Origin of the sequence: Natribaculum luteum (assembly GCF_023008545.1) — an archaeon.
In the GTDB taxonomy this organism is placed as follows: Archaea; Halobacteriota; Halobacteria; order Halobacteriales; family Natrialbaceae; genus Natribaculum; species Natribaculum luteum.
On sequence record NZ_CP095397.1, the window covers coordinates 3625910 to 3644093 of the forward strand.

At 64.8% G+C, this 18184-nt stretch carries 14 protein-coding genes and 1 other RNA gene; 5 read left to right on the forward strand and 10 right to left on the reverse strand.

Going from position 1 to position 18184, the window contains the following annotated elements; all coding sequences use genetic code 11:
* Position 1: 1 nt before the first annotated feature.
* The 5 genes from MU558_RS18685 to acs (MU558_RS18705) all read right to left on the reverse strand — a co-directional run bounded on the left by MU558_RS18685 (position 2) and on the right by acs (MU558_RS18705) (position 8812).
* Positions 2-1693, reverse strand: a complete 1692-nt coding sequence (locus MU558_RS18685; protein ID WP_246970694.1) for a VC_2705 family sodium/solute symporter — start codon at positions 1691-1693, stop codon at positions 2-4.
* Complete coding sequence (locus MU558_RS18690; protein ID WP_246970698.1) at positions 1690-2133, reverse strand: DUF4212 domain-containing protein; 444 nt, start codon at positions 2131-2133, stop codon at positions 1690-1692. The genes MU558_RS18685 and MU558_RS18690 overlap by 4 nt, the downstream gene beginning before the upstream one ends.
* Positions 2134-2188: 55 nt before the next feature.
* On the reverse strand, positions 2189-4177 hold the full coding sequence (gene acs / locus MU558_RS18695) for an acetate--CoA ligase (RefSeq protein ID WP_246970700.1): 1989 nt from the start codon (positions 4175-4177) through the stop codon (positions 2189-2191).
* A 313-nt stretch (positions 4178-4490) separates the two neighbouring features.
* Entirely contained in the window at positions 4491-6692 is a 2202-nt protein-coding gene (locus tag MU558_RS18700; RefSeq protein ID WP_246970702.1) for a bacterio-opsin activator domain-containing protein, read from the reverse strand.
* Positions 6693-6838: 146 nt separating this feature from the next.
* On the reverse strand, positions 6839-8812 hold the full coding sequence (gene acs, locus MU558_RS18705; RefSeq protein WP_246970704.1) for an acetate--CoA ligase: 1974 nt from the start codon (positions 8810-8812) through the stop codon (positions 6839-6841).
* A gap of 344 nt (positions 8813-9156) precedes the next feature.
* Between acs (MU558_RS18705) and MU558_RS18710 the strand changes: the two genes are divergently transcribed.
* Both MU558_RS18710 and MU558_RS18715 read left to right on the forward strand, forming a co-directional pair.
* Positions 9157-9906 carry a DUF2797 domain-containing protein gene (locus MU558_RS18710; RefSeq protein ID WP_246975053.1) on the forward strand — a complete coding sequence of 250 codons (750 nt, stop codon included), beginning with the start codon at positions 9157-9159 and terminating at the stop codon, positions 9904-9906.
* A gap of 22 nt (positions 9907-9928) precedes the next feature.
* Positions 9929-10324 (forward strand): hypothetical protein, encoded by a 396-nt coding sequence (locus MU558_RS18715; RefSeq protein WP_246970706.1) that lies wholly within the window; start codon positions 9929-9931, stop codon positions 10322-10324.
* Positions 10325-10391: 67 nt separating this feature from the next.
* On the opposite strand, the gene MU558_RS18720 is transcribed toward MU558_RS18715, so the two are convergent.
* The 4 genes from MU558_RS18720 to MU558_RS18735 form a co-directional block, all read right to left on the reverse strand.
* Complete coding sequence (locus MU558_RS18720) at positions 10392-11234, reverse strand: phosphatase PAP2 family protein (RefSeq protein WP_246970708.1); 843 nt, start codon at positions 11232-11234, stop codon at positions 10392-10394.
* On the reverse strand, positions 11234-12985 hold the full coding sequence (locus MU558_RS18725) for an ABC transporter substrate-binding protein (protein WP_246970710.1): 1752 nt from the start codon (positions 12983-12985) through the stop codon (positions 11234-11236). Before MU558_RS18725 ends, MU558_RS18720 begins: the two co-directional genes overlap by 1 nt.
* Before the next feature lie 114 nt (positions 12986-13099).
* Positions 13100-13939 carry a phosphatase PAP2 family protein gene (locus MU558_RS18730; RefSeq protein ID WP_246970712.1) on the reverse strand — a complete coding sequence of 280 codons (840 nt, stop codon included), beginning with the start codon at positions 13937-13939 and terminating at the stop codon, positions 13100-13102.
* A complete protein-coding gene (locus MU558_RS18735) occupies positions 13939-15702 on the reverse strand; it encodes an ABC transporter substrate-binding protein (protein WP_246970715.1) in 1764 nt (587 codons plus the stop codon). The genes MU558_RS18730 and MU558_RS18735 overlap by 1 nt, the downstream gene beginning before the upstream one ends.
* A 287-nt stretch (positions 15703-15989) precedes the next feature.
* On the opposite strand from MU558_RS18735, the gene MU558_RS18740 reads away from it, so the two are divergent.
* The 3 genes from MU558_RS18740 (at position 15990) to MU558_RS18750 (ending at position 17513) form a co-directional block, all read left to right on the forward strand.
* On the forward strand, positions 15990-16271 hold the full coding sequence (locus MU558_RS18740; RefSeq protein ID WP_246975055.1) for a ribonuclease P protein component 4: 282 nt from the start codon (positions 15990-15992) through the stop codon (positions 16269-16271).
* A 67-nt stretch (positions 16272-16338) separates the two neighbouring features.
* The gene (locus MU558_RS18745; RefSeq protein WP_246970716.1) at positions 16339-16587 is read left to right on the forward strand and encodes a YhbY family RNA-binding protein; all 249 of its coding nucleotides are present in this window, start codon (positions 16339-16341) and stop codon (positions 16585-16587) included.
* Positions 16584-17513, forward strand: coding sequence for a mechanosensitive ion channel family protein (locus MU558_RS18750; RefSeq protein ID WP_246970718.1), 930 nt, complete (start codon positions 16584-16586; stop codon positions 17511-17513). The genes MU558_RS18745 and MU558_RS18750 overlap by 4 nt, the downstream gene beginning before the upstream one ends.
* A 252-nt stretch (positions 17514-17765) precedes the next feature.
* Here MU558_RS18750 and ffs read toward each other — a convergent pair.
* An RNA gene (gene ffs, locus MU558_RS18755) (signal recognition particle sRNA) lies at positions 17766-18077 on the reverse strand.
* Between the last annotated feature and the right edge of the window lie 107 nt (positions 18078-18184).

The window sequence follows — 18184 nt, forward strand, 5'->3', positions numbered from 1 at the left end:
TTTAATCGTCTGCGGGAGCGTTGCCCCCATCAGCCACGACGTCTTCTGCAGTCTTGTGCTGGCCCATCGGCTCGGGGCTGTGACACTGGCGCACGACCCGCTTCGTCTCCATGTCCGGCTCGTCGGTCAGCAGCGAGACGACGATGGTGACCGCGAAGACGATCGGCAGGGTGATCAGTGCCGACCCGATCGCCGGCATCCACTGTGCCAGTCCCGCCGACAGCGGCGCCTCGAGCGAGGACATGTACGTCGGGACGATCTCGTTGATCATCGGAATCGACCAGCCGACCAGTCCGGTAGTCATGCCGGCGAGAGCGCCCTGACGGTTGGCGTTCTCCCACCACATTCCGATGAAGAACATCGGGAACAGCACGGAGCCGGCCAGCGCGAACGCGTAGCCGACGAGTGCAGCGATCGACGACGCGGGGTCGAGCGCAGCCAGCGTGGTCAGCACGCCCAGCGCGACGATGGCCAGGCGGCCGACGAGGATCTGCTCACGCTGGGTCGCGTCCTCGTTGACGATGTTCGTGTAGATGTCGTGGCTGATCGCCGACGATCCGGCGATGAACAGCCCGGCGACGGTCGCGATGGCCGCGGCGATACCGCCGGCCGCGACGAACCCGACGAACCACTGTGGCAGGTTCGACAGCTGGGCCGCCAGCACGACGATGACCTCGCTGGCAGCACTGGCCATGCCGGGGTCACCGTACGTCGCGCGGACGTTCGTGCTGTAGAGGTCGGTTCCGAACGCCGCAAACGCCGGTGCGCTCCAGTACAGGAGGCAGATGAAGAACAGGCCCCAGACGGTCGACCAGCGGGCCGTCCGCTCGCTCTCGACCGTGTAGAACCGCACCAGCACGTGCGGAAGCCCGCAGGTACCGACGATCAGCGAGAACGTGGTGGCGATCCACAGGTAGTAACTCGAGGTGGCGAACGGTTCGGAGAACTCGCTGCCGAGGTCGTCGATCAGCATGCCGTACTCCATCTGCGGCAACACCGTCGAGTAGCCGTTCGTGTAGCCGACGACGAACAGGCCCACCAGGAACGCCGTAATGAGGATGACGTACTGGACTGCCTGGTTCTTCGTCGCGCCCAGCATCCCGGACAGCGTCAGGTAGCCGACGGTGATCGTCATCATGAAGATGACCATCACCTGGTAGCCGTCGAGCCCGGGAAGCAGGAAGCCGAAGTCGCCGAAGACGTACAGGCCGACGAGCGCCATGCCCTTCGCCTGACCGATGGCGTAGACGAACCCGATAAGGAACGTCGTGACGGCCGCGATAGCACGTGCGGTATCGGAGTTGAAGCGGTCACCGACGAAGTCCGGTGCGGTGTACTTCCCGAACCGGCGCAGTTGCGCCGCCAGGAAGATGAGCAGGATGAAGTAGCCCGTCGTCCAGCCGACGACGAACACGAGCCCGTAGAAGCCGGCCAGTGCGATCGAGGCCGCCATCCCGAGGTAGGATGCGGCCGACATCCAGTTCGCACCGATGGCCATTCCGTTCTCGACGTTCCCGATAGAGCGGCCGGCGACCCACATGTTCTCGGTGTCGGCCACACGGAAGACGAACCCGATGGCGAGGAACAGCCCCAGCATCCCAAGCACGAGGATGGACGGGAGCAGCTTGAACGAGATGTTGAGCGACTCGGGAAGGAGGCTCTCCTGCAGCGGAACGACCGGGACCCCGGTCATTGGTCGACACCCCCGTCGGTGGCCGCGGCTTCGCTGCCGTGACCGGTCTCTTCGATGGTCGTGTGATCGATGCCGTACTTCTCATCGAGCGCGTCGCGCTTGCGCGAGTACCAGAACGACAGGATCAGTGCGCTGGTCGGTGCGCCGAACGCGACCAGGAAGTAGTGCAGCGGGAAGCCAAGCACCGGCATCTGGGTCGTCATCGCGTCGGTCGCCAGGTACGTCAGCGTCACTGGACCCCACACGGCAATGACCCAGATGATGAAGCCCGTCCAGACCACCCGCAGGTGATCGCGCATGAACGGCGTGCTCGGATTTATGATGTTCACCTCCGAACTGAGGTAGTCGGTGTCTCGGTGGGCCTGGCCGGCCTGTCCGGCCACGCCACCGTCCGTCTCGGCTCGTTTGTCAGTCGAATCGTGAGTGTTGTTATCTGGCATATGTGTTCGAATCGTGTGTTGGCGTCGTCTTGTGTTCTCGAAAATCGGCTGGTGATCAGTCGCCTTGCACCTGTTCGGCGATGTCTTCGACGACCTCGGGGTTGCGCAGCGTCGAGGTGTTGCCGAGTTCGTTGCCGCTGGCGATGTCCTCGAGCAGCCGGCGCATGATCTTGCCCGAGCGCGTCTTGGGCAGCTCGGGCGTGAAGACGACCTCTTCGGGACGAGCGATCGGCCCGATGGCGTCCTCGACGGCCTCGACGATCTGTTCGCGGAGGTCGTCGCCGCCCTCGTAGCCGTCCTCGGGAATGACGTAGGTGTAGACGGCCTCGCCTTTGATGTCGTGTTCGCCGCCGACGACGGCGGCTTCGGCGACGCCGGAGACGCCCACGATGGCGCTTTCGATCTCCATCGTACCGAGGCGGTGGCCGGAGACGTTGATGACGTCGTCGACCCGGCCGAGGACGGTGATGTAGCCGTCGTCGTCGATCTTCGCGCCGTCTTCGGGGAAGTAGACCCACTCGTCGGCCTCCTCGTCGGAGTACTCCTGCCAGTACTCGGAGATGAACCGCTCGTCGTTGTTGTACAGCGTCCGGAGCATCCCCGGCCACGGCTTCTGGACCGTGAGGTAGCCGGCGTTGCCGGCCTCGACCTCCTCACCGGCGGCGTCGACGATCCGGGCGTCGACGCCGGGTAGCGGCGGTCCGGCAGAGCCGGGTTTCATCGTGTTGACACCCGGAAGAGTGGTGACCATCATGCCGCCGGTCTCGGTCTGCCACCAGGTGTCGACGACCGGACACTCCTCGTTACCGATGTTCTGGTAGTACCACTTCCAGGCCCGCGGGTTGATCGGTTCGCCGACCGTTCCCAGCAGGCGCAGCGACGAGAGGTCGTGCTGGTCGGGGTACTCCGCGCCCCACTTCATGAACGCCCGGATCGCCGTCGGTGCCGTGTAGAAGATGTCCACACGGTGGTTCTCGACGATCTCCCACAGGCGATCCTTGTCGGGGTAGTCGGGCGTCCCCTCGTACATGACCGTCGTCGTCCCGAGCGCGAGCGGCCCGTAGACGATGTAGGAGTGGCCCGTGATCCAGCCGATGTCCGCCGAACACCAGTAGGTGTCCTCCGGCTTGATGTCCAGTACTGCCTGGCTCGTCCAGGCGGCATACGAGAGGTAGCCGCCCGTCGTGTGTTTCACGCCCTTCGGCTGGCCGGTCGTCCCCGAGGTGTACATCAGGAACAGCATGTCCTCGGCGTCTCGCGAGACTGGCTCGACCGACGCGCCCGCGTGCTCGTCGACCAGTTCGTCGTAATCGTGCTGGTTGTCCGCGAGCGAGTGTTCGAGGTCGTCGCCGAGGCGGTCGACCACCACGACGTCCGACACCTCGTGTTCGACGTCCTCGAGCCCTTCGTTGGTCTTCGAGAGGTGGTCGAGGGCGTCGCCACGACGGTAGTAGCCGTCACAGGTGACGAGGTACTCGCTGTCGGCCGAGTTCATCCGGGTCGCCAACGCGTCCGCGGAGAAGCCGGCGAACACCGCCGAGTGCGGTGCGCCGATGCGAGCGCACGCGAGCATCGCGATCGGCAGCTCTGGAATCATCGGCATGTACAGCGTCACCACGTCGTCTTCCTCGACGCCGAGGTCACGAAGGGTCGCCGCGAACGCCTCGACCTCGTTTAGCAGGTCGCCGTACGTGTACGTCCGCGTCTCGCCTAGCTCGCCTTCCCACTTGATCGCCGCACGATTTTTCGCCCCGTCTTCGACGTGGCGATCCAGACAGTTGTACGACGCGTTGAGGTTCCCGCCGGTGAACCATTCGTAGAACGGTGCCTCTTCGTCCTCGAGGACGGTGTCGTACGGCTCGTCCCACTCGAGGAGGTCGGCCGCCTGCTCCCAGCACTGTGGCCACTCTTCCTCGAATTCCTCGTAGATCGACTCGTCTGTCACGTTCGCTTGCTCGACGAACGACTCCGGCGGCTCGAACGTCTCTTGTTCCTCGAGTCGCGCCTCGAGTCCTCCATCACCACGCACGTCTTCCTCTGACATGGTATTCATTCCATGTGGGATTATGATAGTAAACACCGAATCTAGGTGTACAAAATGACTGGCCGTTTCTGTCTATCTGGTATTATATTTTCTATATTCTAATCTGTAGTTATCTATTCCAAGCGGGTCACTGCTGCATCTCGGGGGGATTCGGCGTCAGGTGACGGACGTCACACGCGGTTTCTCGTGGCGGCGTGACCAGATCGACGGCGCTACCCTAGAAGATTAGTATCAACGATCGTGTTAAATCGGATGGGGACGAGAGCGCTGTTCCGACTTCGCAAGACGGCGTAGACTCGTCGATACCGCACTCTCACGCGTCGGTCGCGCCGTGCTCGACGGACGACGCGTCGAAGAACGTCCGGAGCAGTTCGTGTTGGGCTTTCCGCAAGTGGTTGTGCAGCGTGGGCGACGAGATTCCCATGGCGTCGGCGATCTCTTCGGCCGTACTCTCCCGGGGCCAGTCGTAGTAGCCACCGAAGTACGCGGCTCTCAGCGCAGCCTCCTGTTTGTCCGTCAGTCGGTCCTCGAGCCCTTCGCGGAACTCGCGGGCGGTCTGGACAGAGCGTTCGACCTCGCGTTTGCCGAGCAGTTCCGAGCCTGGGAACTTCGACCGGAGGCCGTCGACGATCGTCCGGAGGTCGGCGTCGGCGGCACACTCGGCGACGATCGTCGCCTCGCCGTCGTCGACGACGTTCTCGAGGACGGTCACGCCGTACTCCGTCAGCGTCAACGTCGGCGAAGAGCCGTGGACGACGAACTCGACGCGACAGCCGTCTTCGTACGTTTCGATCAGCCGACAGTCCTCGATCCCCGGGTCGTCCGCTGCCAGGTCGAAGACCTCGGCCGGCGAGGCGCCCTCGAGGTGGACGTAGTAGAGGTGCGTCGACTCCGAGATCGGCACGAGCGAGTCGAGTTCGAACCGACAGCTCAGGCGCTCTGCGGCGTCGACGAAGAACGATCGGTCGTCGTGGCAGGCGAACTCGAGTTCGACCAGCGTGTCCGACAGGAGGAGATTCCGTCGCCTGACGGCGGCGATGCCGTAGCCGATCTGTCGTCCGATCGTCTCGAGCCACTCGCGCTCGTCGGCGTCGAAGGCGTCCGTTCGGGTCGTGCCGACCCGGAGTGTTCCGTAGACCGTGTCGCCGTAGACGAGCGGGACGCCCGCGACGGCCCCCTCGAACCGATCGTCAGTCGACCGGTCGAGGTCGACGTCGCGGTCGATCGAGAGGTCCACCGACGGGGCGTCGCCCGAGTCGTCGTCGGGGTCGTCGAGGGTCGCCGACAGTCGGTCGACGTCGTCGGGGTCGATGCCGCTCGTCGCGCGCCACTCGAGGCGGTGGCTGGAGAACGTTCGCCGATCGATCCAGGCGAACGAGTAGGCGTCCGCGTCGGCGATCACCGCGCAGGTGTCCGTCTCGATCTGCTCGTGGGTAGACGCCTCGAACAGCGCCTGTGTGACCGCCCGCTGGAGGCGAGCGATCGACAGCGCCTGCCGGGCCTCGTCGCGGTCGGTGCGTGCGGACTCGAGGCGGTCGTGGAACTCCGAGACGTCACAGACGAACACGGAAAAGCCACAGTGACGGCCCCGCTCGTCGCGGATGGGGGAGATGATTTCGGTCGCGAAGAACGTCGAATCGTCCTTTCTGACGCGCCAGCCGTCGTCCTGGACACCGGAGCCGTCGGTCGCTGCGGTCAGCGTACGTTCTGGAACGTCGCGGTCGACGTCGTCGTCGGTGTAGAACGTGGAGACGTGGGTACCGACGATTTCACCGGCCCGGTACCCGAACAGCGCCGCCGCGTTTCGGTTCCAGCGATCGACGTAGCCGTCCTCGTCGAGTCGGAGCAGCGCACACCGGTCGCCCGCGGCCAGCAGGGAACGGACGGCACCGTCGTCGCCGATCGGCGTCGACTCTGCAGGGCTGTTGGCGGCGTCCTCGACCGTCTCGAAGGAATCGACGATCGTCTCGTCGGTTGGTTCCGGGAGGTACGGCTCGAGCCCTTCGAAACTCCGCCAGCCGCCGACGGCTTTCACGACGCGAGGGTTGACCTCGTGTTCGACCAGCGAGGAGTAGGCGAAAAACTGCCGCAGATCGCTCGTCGAGACGGCGGCGAGCCGCGAGTCGTTTCGCAGTTCTGCGGCCCGATCTCCGACCTCGGAGACGAGCATCTGGAGTCGGCGCGGCGTGACGTCGAAGATGGACTCGTCGTCGCCGATTCCGTTGCTCCGAACGTACCGCCGCAGTTCCCGCTCGACGTCGGTCGGCAGGTACGCGGTTCGCTCGTCGTCGTCACCGTCGGCCGGTGGAACGGAGAGGAGATACCGCAGCGGGTCGACCTGCACGCGCGTTACGTCACCTGGACGGAGGCGAGTCAGTTCCGCCGGACGGAGACCGACCTCACCTGCGAGTCGAACGACGAGGACTTCCCGGTACGTCGCCGCCGCATCGAGGAGCGCGTCGTACTGGTCGGGTGAGAGGACGTCAGGTTGCGCCTCCTCGACATCGACACTCATGCTTCGCAGTTCCCGACGTGGCGAAAACAGGTATGTCTTACGATTCCACCGACGTACCCACGTTCGAACGTCAGGGCGCGGTTCACTGCGCCACTACATTTCGGATCTACTGGAATCGCGAAACGTATCGAGCGATCGCCGCCGGCTTACTCGTCGCGAGTCGCAGCCTGAATCTCACCGACGATTTCCGGGTTTCGCAGCGCGCTCGTGTCGCCTAACTCCTCGTCGCTGGCGATGTCCTCGAGGAGTCGGCGCATGATCTTGCCCGAGCGCGTCTTGGGCAGTTCGGACGTGAAGACGACCTCCTCGGGGCGGGCGATCGGACCGATCGCCGACTCGATGCTCGCGGTGACGGCGGCGGCGAGCGACGGGCCGGGTTCGGCGCCGTTTTCCGTGCTGACGTAGGCGTAGACGTCGGTTCCACTCGAGCCGCCGTTTCCGCCGACGACGGCGGCTTCGGCGACGCCGGAGACGCCGAGAATCGCCGACTCGATCTCCATCGTGCTCAGCCTGTGTCCGGCGACGTTGATGACGTCGTCGACCCGACCGAGGATAGTGATGTAATCGTCGTCGTCGATACGGGCCGCGTCGCCGCTGAAGTAGACCCACTCGTCGTCGTCGGGCGTCGAGAACTGCCGCCAGTACTCCTCGACGAACTGCTCGTCGCCGTCGTACAGCGTTCGTGCCATTCCCGGCCACGGTCGGTGTAGCGTGAGGTAGCCCGATTCCCCCGGACTGACCGACTCGCCGTCGTCGTCGACGACGCGCGCGTCGATGCCGGGCAGTGGCGGCCCGGCAGCACCCGGTTTCATCGACTTGATTCCGGGCAGCGTCGTGACGGTTATGCCGCCCGTTTCGGTCTGCCACCAGGTGTCGACGATCGGACACTCCTCGTCGCCGATGTGTTCGTAGTACCACCGCCACGGACGCGGACTGATCGGCTCGCCGACGGTCCCGAGCAGACGCAGCGACGAGAGGTCGTGCTGGTTGGGGTACTGCTCGCCCCACTTCATGAACGCTTGGACCGCGGTCGGTGCCGTGTAGAAGACGTCGACGGCGTTTCGGTCGACGATCTCCCAGAGGCGATCGCGATCGGGGTAGTCGGGCGTCCCCTCGTACATGACCGTCGTCGTCCCGAGCGCGAGCGGCCCGTAGACGATGTAGGTGTGGCCCGTGATCCAGCCGATGTCCGCCGAACACCAGTGAGTGTCGTTCGGTTCCACGTCGAGGACCGCGCGCGTCGTCCAGGCGGCATAGGAGAGGTAGCCGCCCGTCGTGTGGACGACGCCTTTTGGTTTGCCGGTCGTCCCCGAGGTGTACATCAGAAACAGCATGTCCTCCGAGCCGCGGGAGACAGGATCGACGGTCTCGCCGGCGTGCTCGGCGACGAGGTCGTGATAGTCGTACTGTCGGTCGCCGAGGACGTGTGGCAGGTCCTCACCCAGCCGGTCGACGACGACGGTCGAGACGTCCTGCTCGAGCGAGAGCAAGGCGTTGTCGGCCTTGCTCAGCTGGTTGAACGCGTCTCCACGGCGGTAGTAACCGTCGCAGGTGACGAGGTACTCGCTGTCGGCGGCGTCCATCCGCGTCGCCAGCGCGTCCGCAGAGAGGCCGGCGAAGACGACGCTGTGTGGCGCGCCGATGCGGGCACACGCGAGCATCGCGATCGGCAACTCCGGGATCATCGGGAGATAGATCGTCACCACGTCGTCTTCCTCGACGCCGAGGTCCCGCAGTGCCGCCGCGAACTCGTTTACCTTGACGAACAGTTCGCGATAGGTGTACGTCTGTGACTCGCCGCGTTTCCCCTCCCAGATGATCGCGGCGTGGTTCTTCCGACCCGCCTCGAGGTGTCGGTCCAGACAGTTGTACGAGGCGTTTAGCTTGCCGCCGGTGAACCACTCGTAAAACGGCGCGTCCTCCTCGTCGAGGACGTCGTCGTACGCCTCGTCCCACTCGAGAAGCGCCGCTGCACGCTCCCAGCAGGCCGGCCAGTTCTCCTCGAACGCCTCGTAGATGCCCTCGTCGGTGACGTTCGCCTGCTCGACGAACGACGATGGAGGGCGCTGGGGTGGACCGACGGACGACGTATCCTGGCCCCTCCCGTTCCGATAGTCCATACTCTCGTTTGGAGCCAAGTTGCTGAAACGAATAAACGTTCCTCCAGAACGGGCCGGACAGAGCACTGCGACCAGCAGACGGCGGGCGGTCACAAACGGTCTTCGGTGTGACCTGACCCTCGAGACGGGGGCGACACTTATACTGCCAGACAAAACGGTTCAGACATCGATCGGACCCGGGTCTTTCTCCGAAGGAGGGAGCTCATCCACGCGTCAGCGAGCGGACCCCTTCCGGACGCAACTGCCGGTTAGTTCCAACAGTAATTAAGGATTGTGTCGTCGCGTGACGGCTGTCGATTCGCCCGATCGTCACGACTATGGGGAGACCGGCCCTACGGGAGGGCGTGCAGGTCGTCGGCTACGAACCGAGCGGAACCGGCTCGTCGCTACTGCTGAGCGACGGCGACGAGGTTCGCCACCGGCCGCTCGAGACCGGCGACGAACTCGCCTACGGGCTCGGAACCCGCCGCTGTGCCGGGGTGGTCGATGGAGAGAGACATCGTGCGTGTGATCGCCGCGACGCGCCCTACTGTGACTATCATACGCGCACGTGGGTCTGTGCGCGCTGTACGGGCACCTGCCTGAAAGACGAGATGGACTGTTACGACGAGCACGTCGTCTACCTCGCCGCCTTCGCCCCCGACACGTTCAAGGTGGGCGTCACCCGGAGCTGGCGGCTCGAGACCAGGCTCCGCGAACAGGGGGCCGACCGCGGCGCACACGTTCACACCGTCTCGAACGGGCGGATCGCCCGGGAACTCGAGGCCGAGATCGCCCGCCATCTCACCGACCGCGTTCGCACGCCGACGAAGATCGACTCGCTCGCGGCGACCGTCGACGACGACGCCTGGGACGCACTCACGGCGGAGTACGACGTGACCGACCGCTACGCCTTCGAGTACGGACTCGACCTCGAGACCAGGCCCGTCCACGAGACGATCGCCTCGGGAACGGTCGTCGGCGTGAAAGGGCGGCTCCTCGTCCTCGAGCGCGGCGGGACGAACTACGCGGTCGACATGCGCGATCTCGTGGGCTACGACCTCGAGACCGACGGCGCTGCCCCACGCGTACAGTCGTCGCTCGGGTCGTTCTGAGAGTGACCGGTCGACTGCCCACATGACAATCCTTTTCCGGACTGGCACAGAAGCCGCAAACATGGCTGACGACAACGACACCGACGCCACGGAACAGGAAAACGACGAGGGCGGTGAGGAGAAGTCCTTCCGCGAACGAGTCGAGGAGATCCGAGAAAAGCGCGCCGAAGAGGGCGACGAGGAGCGTCCCGACGATCCGTTCGGTGGCGGCGGCCCCGGCGGCCCCGGCGGCATGGGCGGGAACCCCTTCGCACAGATGATGGGCGGCATGATGGGCGGCGGCCCCGGCGGCCCCGGCGGCGCCCGCGGACAGGAAGCCGGCAACGAAGAACTCGCACGAGAGGTCCGACAGCTTCGCGACGAGGTTCGAGACGCGACCCGCCAGCTCCAGCGTATTGCGGACGCGCTCGAGGACTAAATCGCTCGTATTCTCGTCGACGGTTCGACCGGCCGAAAACGTCGGCACGTTATCGTCGAAGCGACTGTCACCGTTCTGCGAACCGCTTCACCAGCGGCCACTTTTCGATCAGGTCCGACGCCGACCATCGGTCGACGAACCGTTCCGAGAGCGTGATGCTCACGTACGCCAGGACGATGCCGGCGAGGACGTCGATCGTCCAGTGGATCGCGAGGTACATCGTCGAGATCGCGACGCTGACAGCGAGGAAGATGGCGACGGGCATCCACTTGGGGTAGACGTCGCGGGTCCGGTAGGCGAACATCGCGATCGTCGCCGAAAGCGACGTGTGCAACGACGGGAAAACGTTGGTGTTGCGGTTGACCTGTCGGGTGAGGTGCTGGTACTGCGGATACGTTTCGTAGAGTAACGCCTCGGCAAGCTCCGGAATCATGTTCCGCGGCCCGTAGGCGATGACGAGGACGTAACAGAGCAGTCCCAGCGTGTAGTTGAGCGTGTACGCCGTCAGCAGTTCGCGCAGCGGCCTGGTGTCCGACAGCGCGAAGTAAGCGACGACCGGGAAGACGAGCAAGAACACGTAGCCGTAGATGTAGATGAACGAGAAGTACGTCGTCGCCACGGGCGTCGCGTGCGACTGCACCCAGAGGACGAACCCGCCCTCGATGTCGTAGAACACCTCCGTCACCTCCCAGCCGATCATCCAGGAGAGGTCCGGGACGATCTGGCGGGCGACGCTGTTGAAAAGCAGGCTGATCGTGAGAATGCCAGTGATCGGTGCGGCCGACTTTAGGCGGTCACGGTACTCTCGACGCGTTTTCGCGAGTCGGTCGCGACCGACCACGGCCGCTGTCGACACGGCGGTCATGACTGCGACGACGACGATCAGCTGGAGGAGGACGCGTACGAGCATTAGTTTCTTGCGAGGAGTTTTCCGTCTTCGTCGTATCTGAACCCGACCTCTTCGAACGCGGTTCGCGCCGCCGACTCGTCGAGTTGTCCGTCCGCGCCGAAAAACGGCACCGACGGATCGTCGCCGTCCCACTCGAGGTGGTCGGGCACCCACTCGCCAGCGAGCGGCGTCGCGACGGGGCTTGCGTGACCGCCGAACAGTTCCTCGACGATCCGCTCCTTGTCGAGCAATCGCGCGACGACGCGACGGAAGTACGGGTTGCTAAACGGTGCGTTCCGGACGTTGAACCCGACGTGGTAGAACGTCTGCGAGGACGACTCGAGCAGCCGAACCGACTCTGACTCGGTCACCTCGTCGACCGAGTACGCCTCGAGCGTCGAGATCGTCACGTCGGCGTTCCCGTTCTCGATCGCTTCGATCGCGGACGGGCTCCCGGGATGGACGGCCACTCGGAACGTCTCGACGGTCGCCTCCGGCAGTTCGTCGGCAGCCCGCGAGAAGTGCTCGTCGAAGCGCTCGAGCAGAATGGACTCGCGATCGGTTCGGTCTGCAAACTGGAACGGACCGCTCCCGACCGGCGGGACGTTCTCCGCGACGACGGCGGTAGTCGTGCCCCGGCCGACGGGAAGACCAGGGAGGTTGGCGTCGTCGGTCCTGTCCGTCCAGACGTGTTTCGGGAGGATCGGGACGGTAAACGCCCGTTCGCGTACGCTCTGGGTACCTGTCATCGGGATCGTGAGTGTCCGCTCGTCGTGTACCTCGATCGAGTTCGGGTCGACGATCGACGCGGGGCCGCGATACCGGGGCGACGGCGCCGGAACGTCGCTGTTTCCCAGCGACGTATCCTCGAGCAGCCGGTAGGTAAACCGGACGTCGGCCGCCGTCAGCGCCTCGCCGTCGTGCCACTCGACGTCGTCCCGGATCGTGACGGTCGCTGCCGACCCGTTCCACTCCCAGGACGTCGCGAGCCACGGCCGAACGTCGTCGCCGTCGACGGTTCCAAGCGAGTCGTAGACGAGGTTGACGATCGTCCCCCGGTTTCGGTACTCGACCGAAAGCGGGTTGAGATTCTGCGTCGGGCGAACGTCGGTGATGATGCCGTGCAGTTCCTCGCTCCCGTCGATCGGTTCGAGGCCGAGATAGCCCAGGCGAGTCGCGAGGTGGTCGTCCCAGTCGCCGAACTGGTCCTCGCGGACGAGTCGGTTCTCGTCTGGCGCGCAGACCGGGACGAACGGCTGTTCGGCTGCCACGGAGTCGGCGATCCGCTCGATCACCTCTCGACGCCGATCACCCTCCAGGACGCGCTGGCGCTCGAGGAGGTCGTCGAACGTCATACTCGTAAATCCGAAGGGGTTCTGCCAGCCCGGTTCGTCGGCGTACACCGAGTGGAGCGTCTCGTAGAGAAAATCCGGATCGATGCCGCCCGGGTGTCGCCCGACGTAGAGATCGAAGTCGTGGTTGACGAGAATCGTCCGCAGAAACTCCTCTTCTGCCAGCAGGTTGACGGTGGCGTCGATGCCGACCGCCTCGAGGTTATCTGCCAGCAGATTTGCGATCTGGACCGACTCTCTGTCGCCGTCTGCGGGGACGGTCGCGATCGACACGGAGAGGTGGTTGACGGTGTCGCGGTTGACGACGCTGCGAACCTGGCGGATGCAACCGCTCGTCGCAACTGTCAGTCCGGTTGCCGCTCCTGCCAGGAGCGCTCGCCTGCTGACACCACCCTTCTCGAGAGTCGATTCCCGGTCCATCTATCGTTCCCGTCATTTCGGCACTGGCGTATAACAGTATTGCGCCATCGCCTCGACCTGTTGACTTTCCAGGGTTTCGGCAGGTCGGACGAAAAACCGTGTTGGCCGATCGTCTCACTCGCGACGTAGTGACGGCCACCAGTCGTCGAACTCCTCCGAGAGCGACCAGCGCCCGACGAGCCGTCTCGAGAGAACGACGCTGATCGCGCCGAGACAGAGACCGGCCGTGACGTCGATCGCCCAGTGGATCGCGAGGTACATCGTCGAGACCGCGACGCTGGCCGCGAGGAGGGTGGCGGCGGGGACCCACTTCGGGTAGGCGTCGCGGGTCCGGTAGGCGAACATCGCGACCGTGGCCGAAAGCGACGTGTGCAACGACGGGAAGACGTTGGTGTTGTGGTTGACCTCTCCGGTGAGTTCCTGATACTGCGGGTACTGGTTGTACAGCATCGTCGTCTCGACGAGGTCCGGAATCCAGTTTCGCGGTCCGTAAGCGATGATGAGGACGTAACAGAGCAGTCCCAGCGTGTAGTTGAGCGTGTACGCCGTCAGCAGCTCCCGGAGCGGTCTGGTGTCCGACAGCGCGAAGTAGGCGACGACCGGGAAGATCAACACGAAGACGTAGCCGTAGACGTAGACGTACGAGAAGTACGCCGTCAACTCCGGCGTCGCGTACTCCTGAAACAGGAGGACGGTCTGGCCCTCGATCTCGTAGAACGTCGACGTCAGGTTCCAGCCGATCGACCAGGAGAGCGACGGCAGCGTCTCCCGGGCGGTCCGGTTGAACAGCAAGACGAGGACCAGGACGACGGCGATCGGTGCGGCGTCGCGAACGCGTGATCGCCACTCGGCTCTCGTCGTGGACAGTCGAGATTGCCCGACGAACACGCCGATCGAGATCGCCAGCAGGACGCCAACGACGGCAGCCACCTGCGCCAGAAGCTGTGCGAGCATCAGTACCTCGCCAGCAGATTCCCCCCGCTGTCGTACTGGAACCCGGCGGACTCGAACTTCGTCCGGGCCTCCTCCACGTCGAGTTCGCCGTCCGAACCGAGGAAGGGTGCCGCCGGATCCTCGCCGTTCCACGCCAGGTCGTCCGGCACCCACTCGTCGGTCACCGGCACCGCGGTCGGCGTGGCGTTGCCGTCGAACACGTCCTCGACGAGCCGCGCCTTGTCGAGCAGCCGCGCGACGATGCGCCGGAAGTGAGGGTTGCTGAACGGGGCGTGTCTGACGTTGAACCCGACGTGGTAGAACGACCGCGAGGGCGACTCGAGTAACTCGACGTTCTCGTACTCTCTCGCCTGGTCGAGGGCGTGGGTCTCGAGACTCGACATCGTCGCGTCCGCCGACCCGCTCCGGACCGTCTCGATCGCCGCCAGACTTCCTGGATCGATCGTGAGACGTAATCGATCGACGGTCGGCCCGGGGAGGCCGTCCTCGCGGAGGGTAAAGTGGTCTTCGAACCGCGTAAGTGTCACCGTCTCGCCCTCGGACCGGTCCTCTAGCTCGAAGGGGCCGCTGCCGATCGCTGGCACGTCACCGGTGACGACGTCCCACGTTCCCTGCGAGATGGACTGGTTTTGGTCGGTCGCGTCTTCGACCTGGCTCCACCAGACGTCTCTCGGCAGGATGGGGACGGTGAGCGCCCGTTCGCTGGCTGCTCGCCCGGCCGTCGTGGTGAGCGTGAGCGTTCGCTCGTCGTGTCTCTCGATGTTCGTCACCGCAGCCGCACGACCGCGGTAGCGCGGCGACGGAGATGGCACGTCGGCACGGCCGAGTGCAGTGTCGGCGAGGAACTGGTAGGTGAACGCGACGTCCTTGGCGGTTAAGGCGTCGCCGTTGTGGAATCGACAGTCCTCGCGGAGCGTCACCGTCACCGAGGAGTCGTCCCAGTCGAGGTCCTCCGCGAGCCAGAGGCGGTACTCGCCACCGTCGTCGCCGTAGGCGGGCGTCACGAGCGGATCGTACAGCAAGTCGACGATCGTCCCTCGCCCGCGGTAGGCCGCTGCCAGCGGATTGAGGTTCCGCGACGGTCGCGAGTCGGTCCCGGCCACGGTCAGCTCGGTGGCGTCGTCCCGTGGTTCGAGGCCGAGGTAGCCGAGCCGAGTCCCGAGGTGACGAGCGTCCCACCCCTCGAAGCGATCCGGTCGGACGGTACGGAACTCGTCGGGGAAACAGATCGGGACGAACGGGTACGGATACTCTCTGGTTAGCTGTCCGAGCAGCTCCGCGACGGCCTCCCGCCGCTCGTCGCCGTCGGTCGATCGCTGTCTCTCGAGGAGTTCGTCGAACCCGATCCGTGCGAACCCGAAGGGGTTCTGCCAGCCGGACTCGGTCGCGTACGACGAGTGGAGGGCGTCGTACAGGAAGTCCGGGTCGATACCCCCCGGGTGGCGGCCGACGTAGAGGTCGAAGTCGTGGTCGAGGAGGATCGCTCGGTGAAACTCCAGTGGAGAGCGCATGTCGAAGGAGACGTCGATGCCGACCGCCTCGAGGTTTTCAGCGAGCGCTCGAGCGAGTTGCACGCTCTCGCGGTCTCCGTCGGCGGGGACCGTAGTAATGGAGAGCGATAGCTGACCGCTGTTGTCTTGACCGATGGTGCCTTGCACCAGGTCCATGCAGCCGCTCGTCGAAACCGTGACGCCGGCGGCCGTCGCCGCCAGCAGGGACCGTCGGCTGACACCACCGTTCGAATCTGGCGGTTCCCAATTCATTACGTATGCCTATATAACTCTCATTGCGATATAACAGTATTGCGAACTTAATCATGGTGTGGAATGACTGTCAAATGGCAGGAGTGAAGAACGTGTCTCGCCGTGGGTGGACGGAGCCATCCGAAGACGTCGCCTACGTCGGTCGCGGGGGAATCACCCGGCCCACTCCCGCACTGGTAAGGGCCGCGAAACACGGTCGAACCAGGTTGACGGTGTGGCGTGATAGCCACCCAGATCGACACGTCGCGGAACGCAAGGCGGATAGGGCCGACGACGAACAGTCGGGTATGGGCGTCGCCGAAGAGCGAATCGACAGACTACACGACCTCGCTCGAGCAGCCGCGTCGGAGTGTGAACACGAGCGGGCGCGCCACTACGTCAGACTCGCTCGCCGAATCGCGGAGCGAAACCGCCTCTCTCTCCCGCGAACGTTCAAGCGGTTCACCTGCGACGCGTGCGACGCCTACCTCGTTCCCGGGAAGAACGCCCGCGTCAGACTACAGGACGGACACGTCGTCGTCACCTGCGATTGCGGGCACCAGGCTCGGTATCCCTACGAGGAGCAGTGAACTCCGCCAGGAACGGCTCTCTTCTGATTCGCGAACATTCAAACCGTTCGCGCAACTACCTCGTGCCATGGACGATCAGGAACTGAAGCGGCGTGCCCACGACCTCGACGTGACGGTCTGGGTCGGCAAGAGCGGCCTCGAGGCGGTCGTCGACGAACTCGACGATCAGCTCTCGACGAACGACCTCGTGAAGGTGAAGTTTCTCCGGGCGGCGAGAGCCGGGAGTTCGACAGACGAGAAGGCTGCGGACCTCGCCGATCGGGTGAACGCCGACCTCGTCGACGTGCGTGGACACACTGCCGTGCTGTACAGATGACCGGATTCCCGTTACAGGAGACCGGCGTCGAGACGAATCTCGGCCCGATCGGCAGCGCGCTCGACGAGGCGGGCCTCGGCACGACGCTCGCGGGGACACTCGAGGGAGTGATCCTCTTCGTGCTCGGATTCGTCGCCGTCTACGCTCTCGGGCGAGCGGTGGTCCTGCCGTTTCTCGAACGCACGTTCGATCGGCGAGATCTCGACGAACACGCCCAGAAGCCGCTCGTGCTCGTGGCGAGGATCAGCGTCCTCTTCGTCGCGGTCGCGGCCGCGTTCGGCGTCGCCGACTACGGTGACTTCCTCGTCTCGATGGCCGGGATCGCCGCCGCCGGTGCGTTCGCCATCGGGCTGGCGATGCAAAACGTCATTTCGAACTTCGTCGCCGGTGTCTTCATCTACACGGACAAACCGTTCCGGATCGGCGACTGGATCGAGTGGGACGACGGCACGTACTCGGGCGTCGTCGAGGACATCAGCCTCCGCGTCACTCGCGTGCGAACGTTCGACAACGAACTGTTGACCGTGCCGAACTCGGCGCTTACGAGCGGCGTCATCAAGAATCCGGTCGAAGCGGACAACCTCCGCCTGAAGTTCGTCTTCGGCATCGGCTACGGTGACGACATCGAGCAGGCGACCGACATCATCGTCGAGGAGGCGCGGAACCACCCGGAGATCCTCGAGGATCCCGCGCCGTCCGTTCGCCTGACCGAACTGGGCGACTCCGACGTCGGCCTCCAGTCTCGCATCTGGATCGCCGACCCCTCGAGAGCCGACTTCGTGCGGATCCGCGGCGAGTACGTCACGGCAGTCAAAGAGCGGTTCGACGAGGCGGGAATCGACATCCCCTACCCCGTCCGGACGCTCGAGGGCGGGCTCTCGCTCGGGAGCGAGACCAGCCAGAGCGTCGTCGAACCGGCAGAATAACGTGGTTCGATCGTTTCGGTTTTCGGATCAGTACGAATAACCTCAAGTCACAACGATAGCTGTGAGTCGTTACCACCGCAACCGCGAACCATCGTGCGGTGGCGTCGGCAACCAGTCACAGCCATCGTTGTGAAAGGAACTGACGGAAGGAGGAATGCTTTGATCGACCGTTTACCGAGCGACGCGACGGCGTGTGGCAGCAAGGCTGCCGTCGCCGTCGCTGAGCGCAGTGTATAAGGTCGTTGTATATGAATGCGGACGCCCGCGATTGCCCGGCGTTCCGACCGGGGGAGTCCCGGTTGCCTCCTCCACCCCGCGACCCGTCGAGCGACAGGTGTCCGGCGGTCCACTGCTCGCTTCCGCGCCTGATGGGCTGTCGCCGATTAGCGCCGATGAGTCGTCCCTGCGGACGGTCACCGGAGCCCGCTGTCCCCGACGGACGAGGCTTCCACGTTGGCTCCCGGGGCCCCGGCCGGTCTGACCGGACGCCCGCGGGATTCGGTCCCCGCTAAAGGCCATACTGCGGGTTGCGAGCAGGGCCTAACTGCCCGACCTAGTCCAGTCTCACCTAGGTTGGGGGCTCTTAAGGGCCTTTCGTCTTCGGAACCACGGCATCGAACTGCTCGAGACCGCCGCGAGCGCCCCTGCTGTGCTCGATCGTCGGATATCCG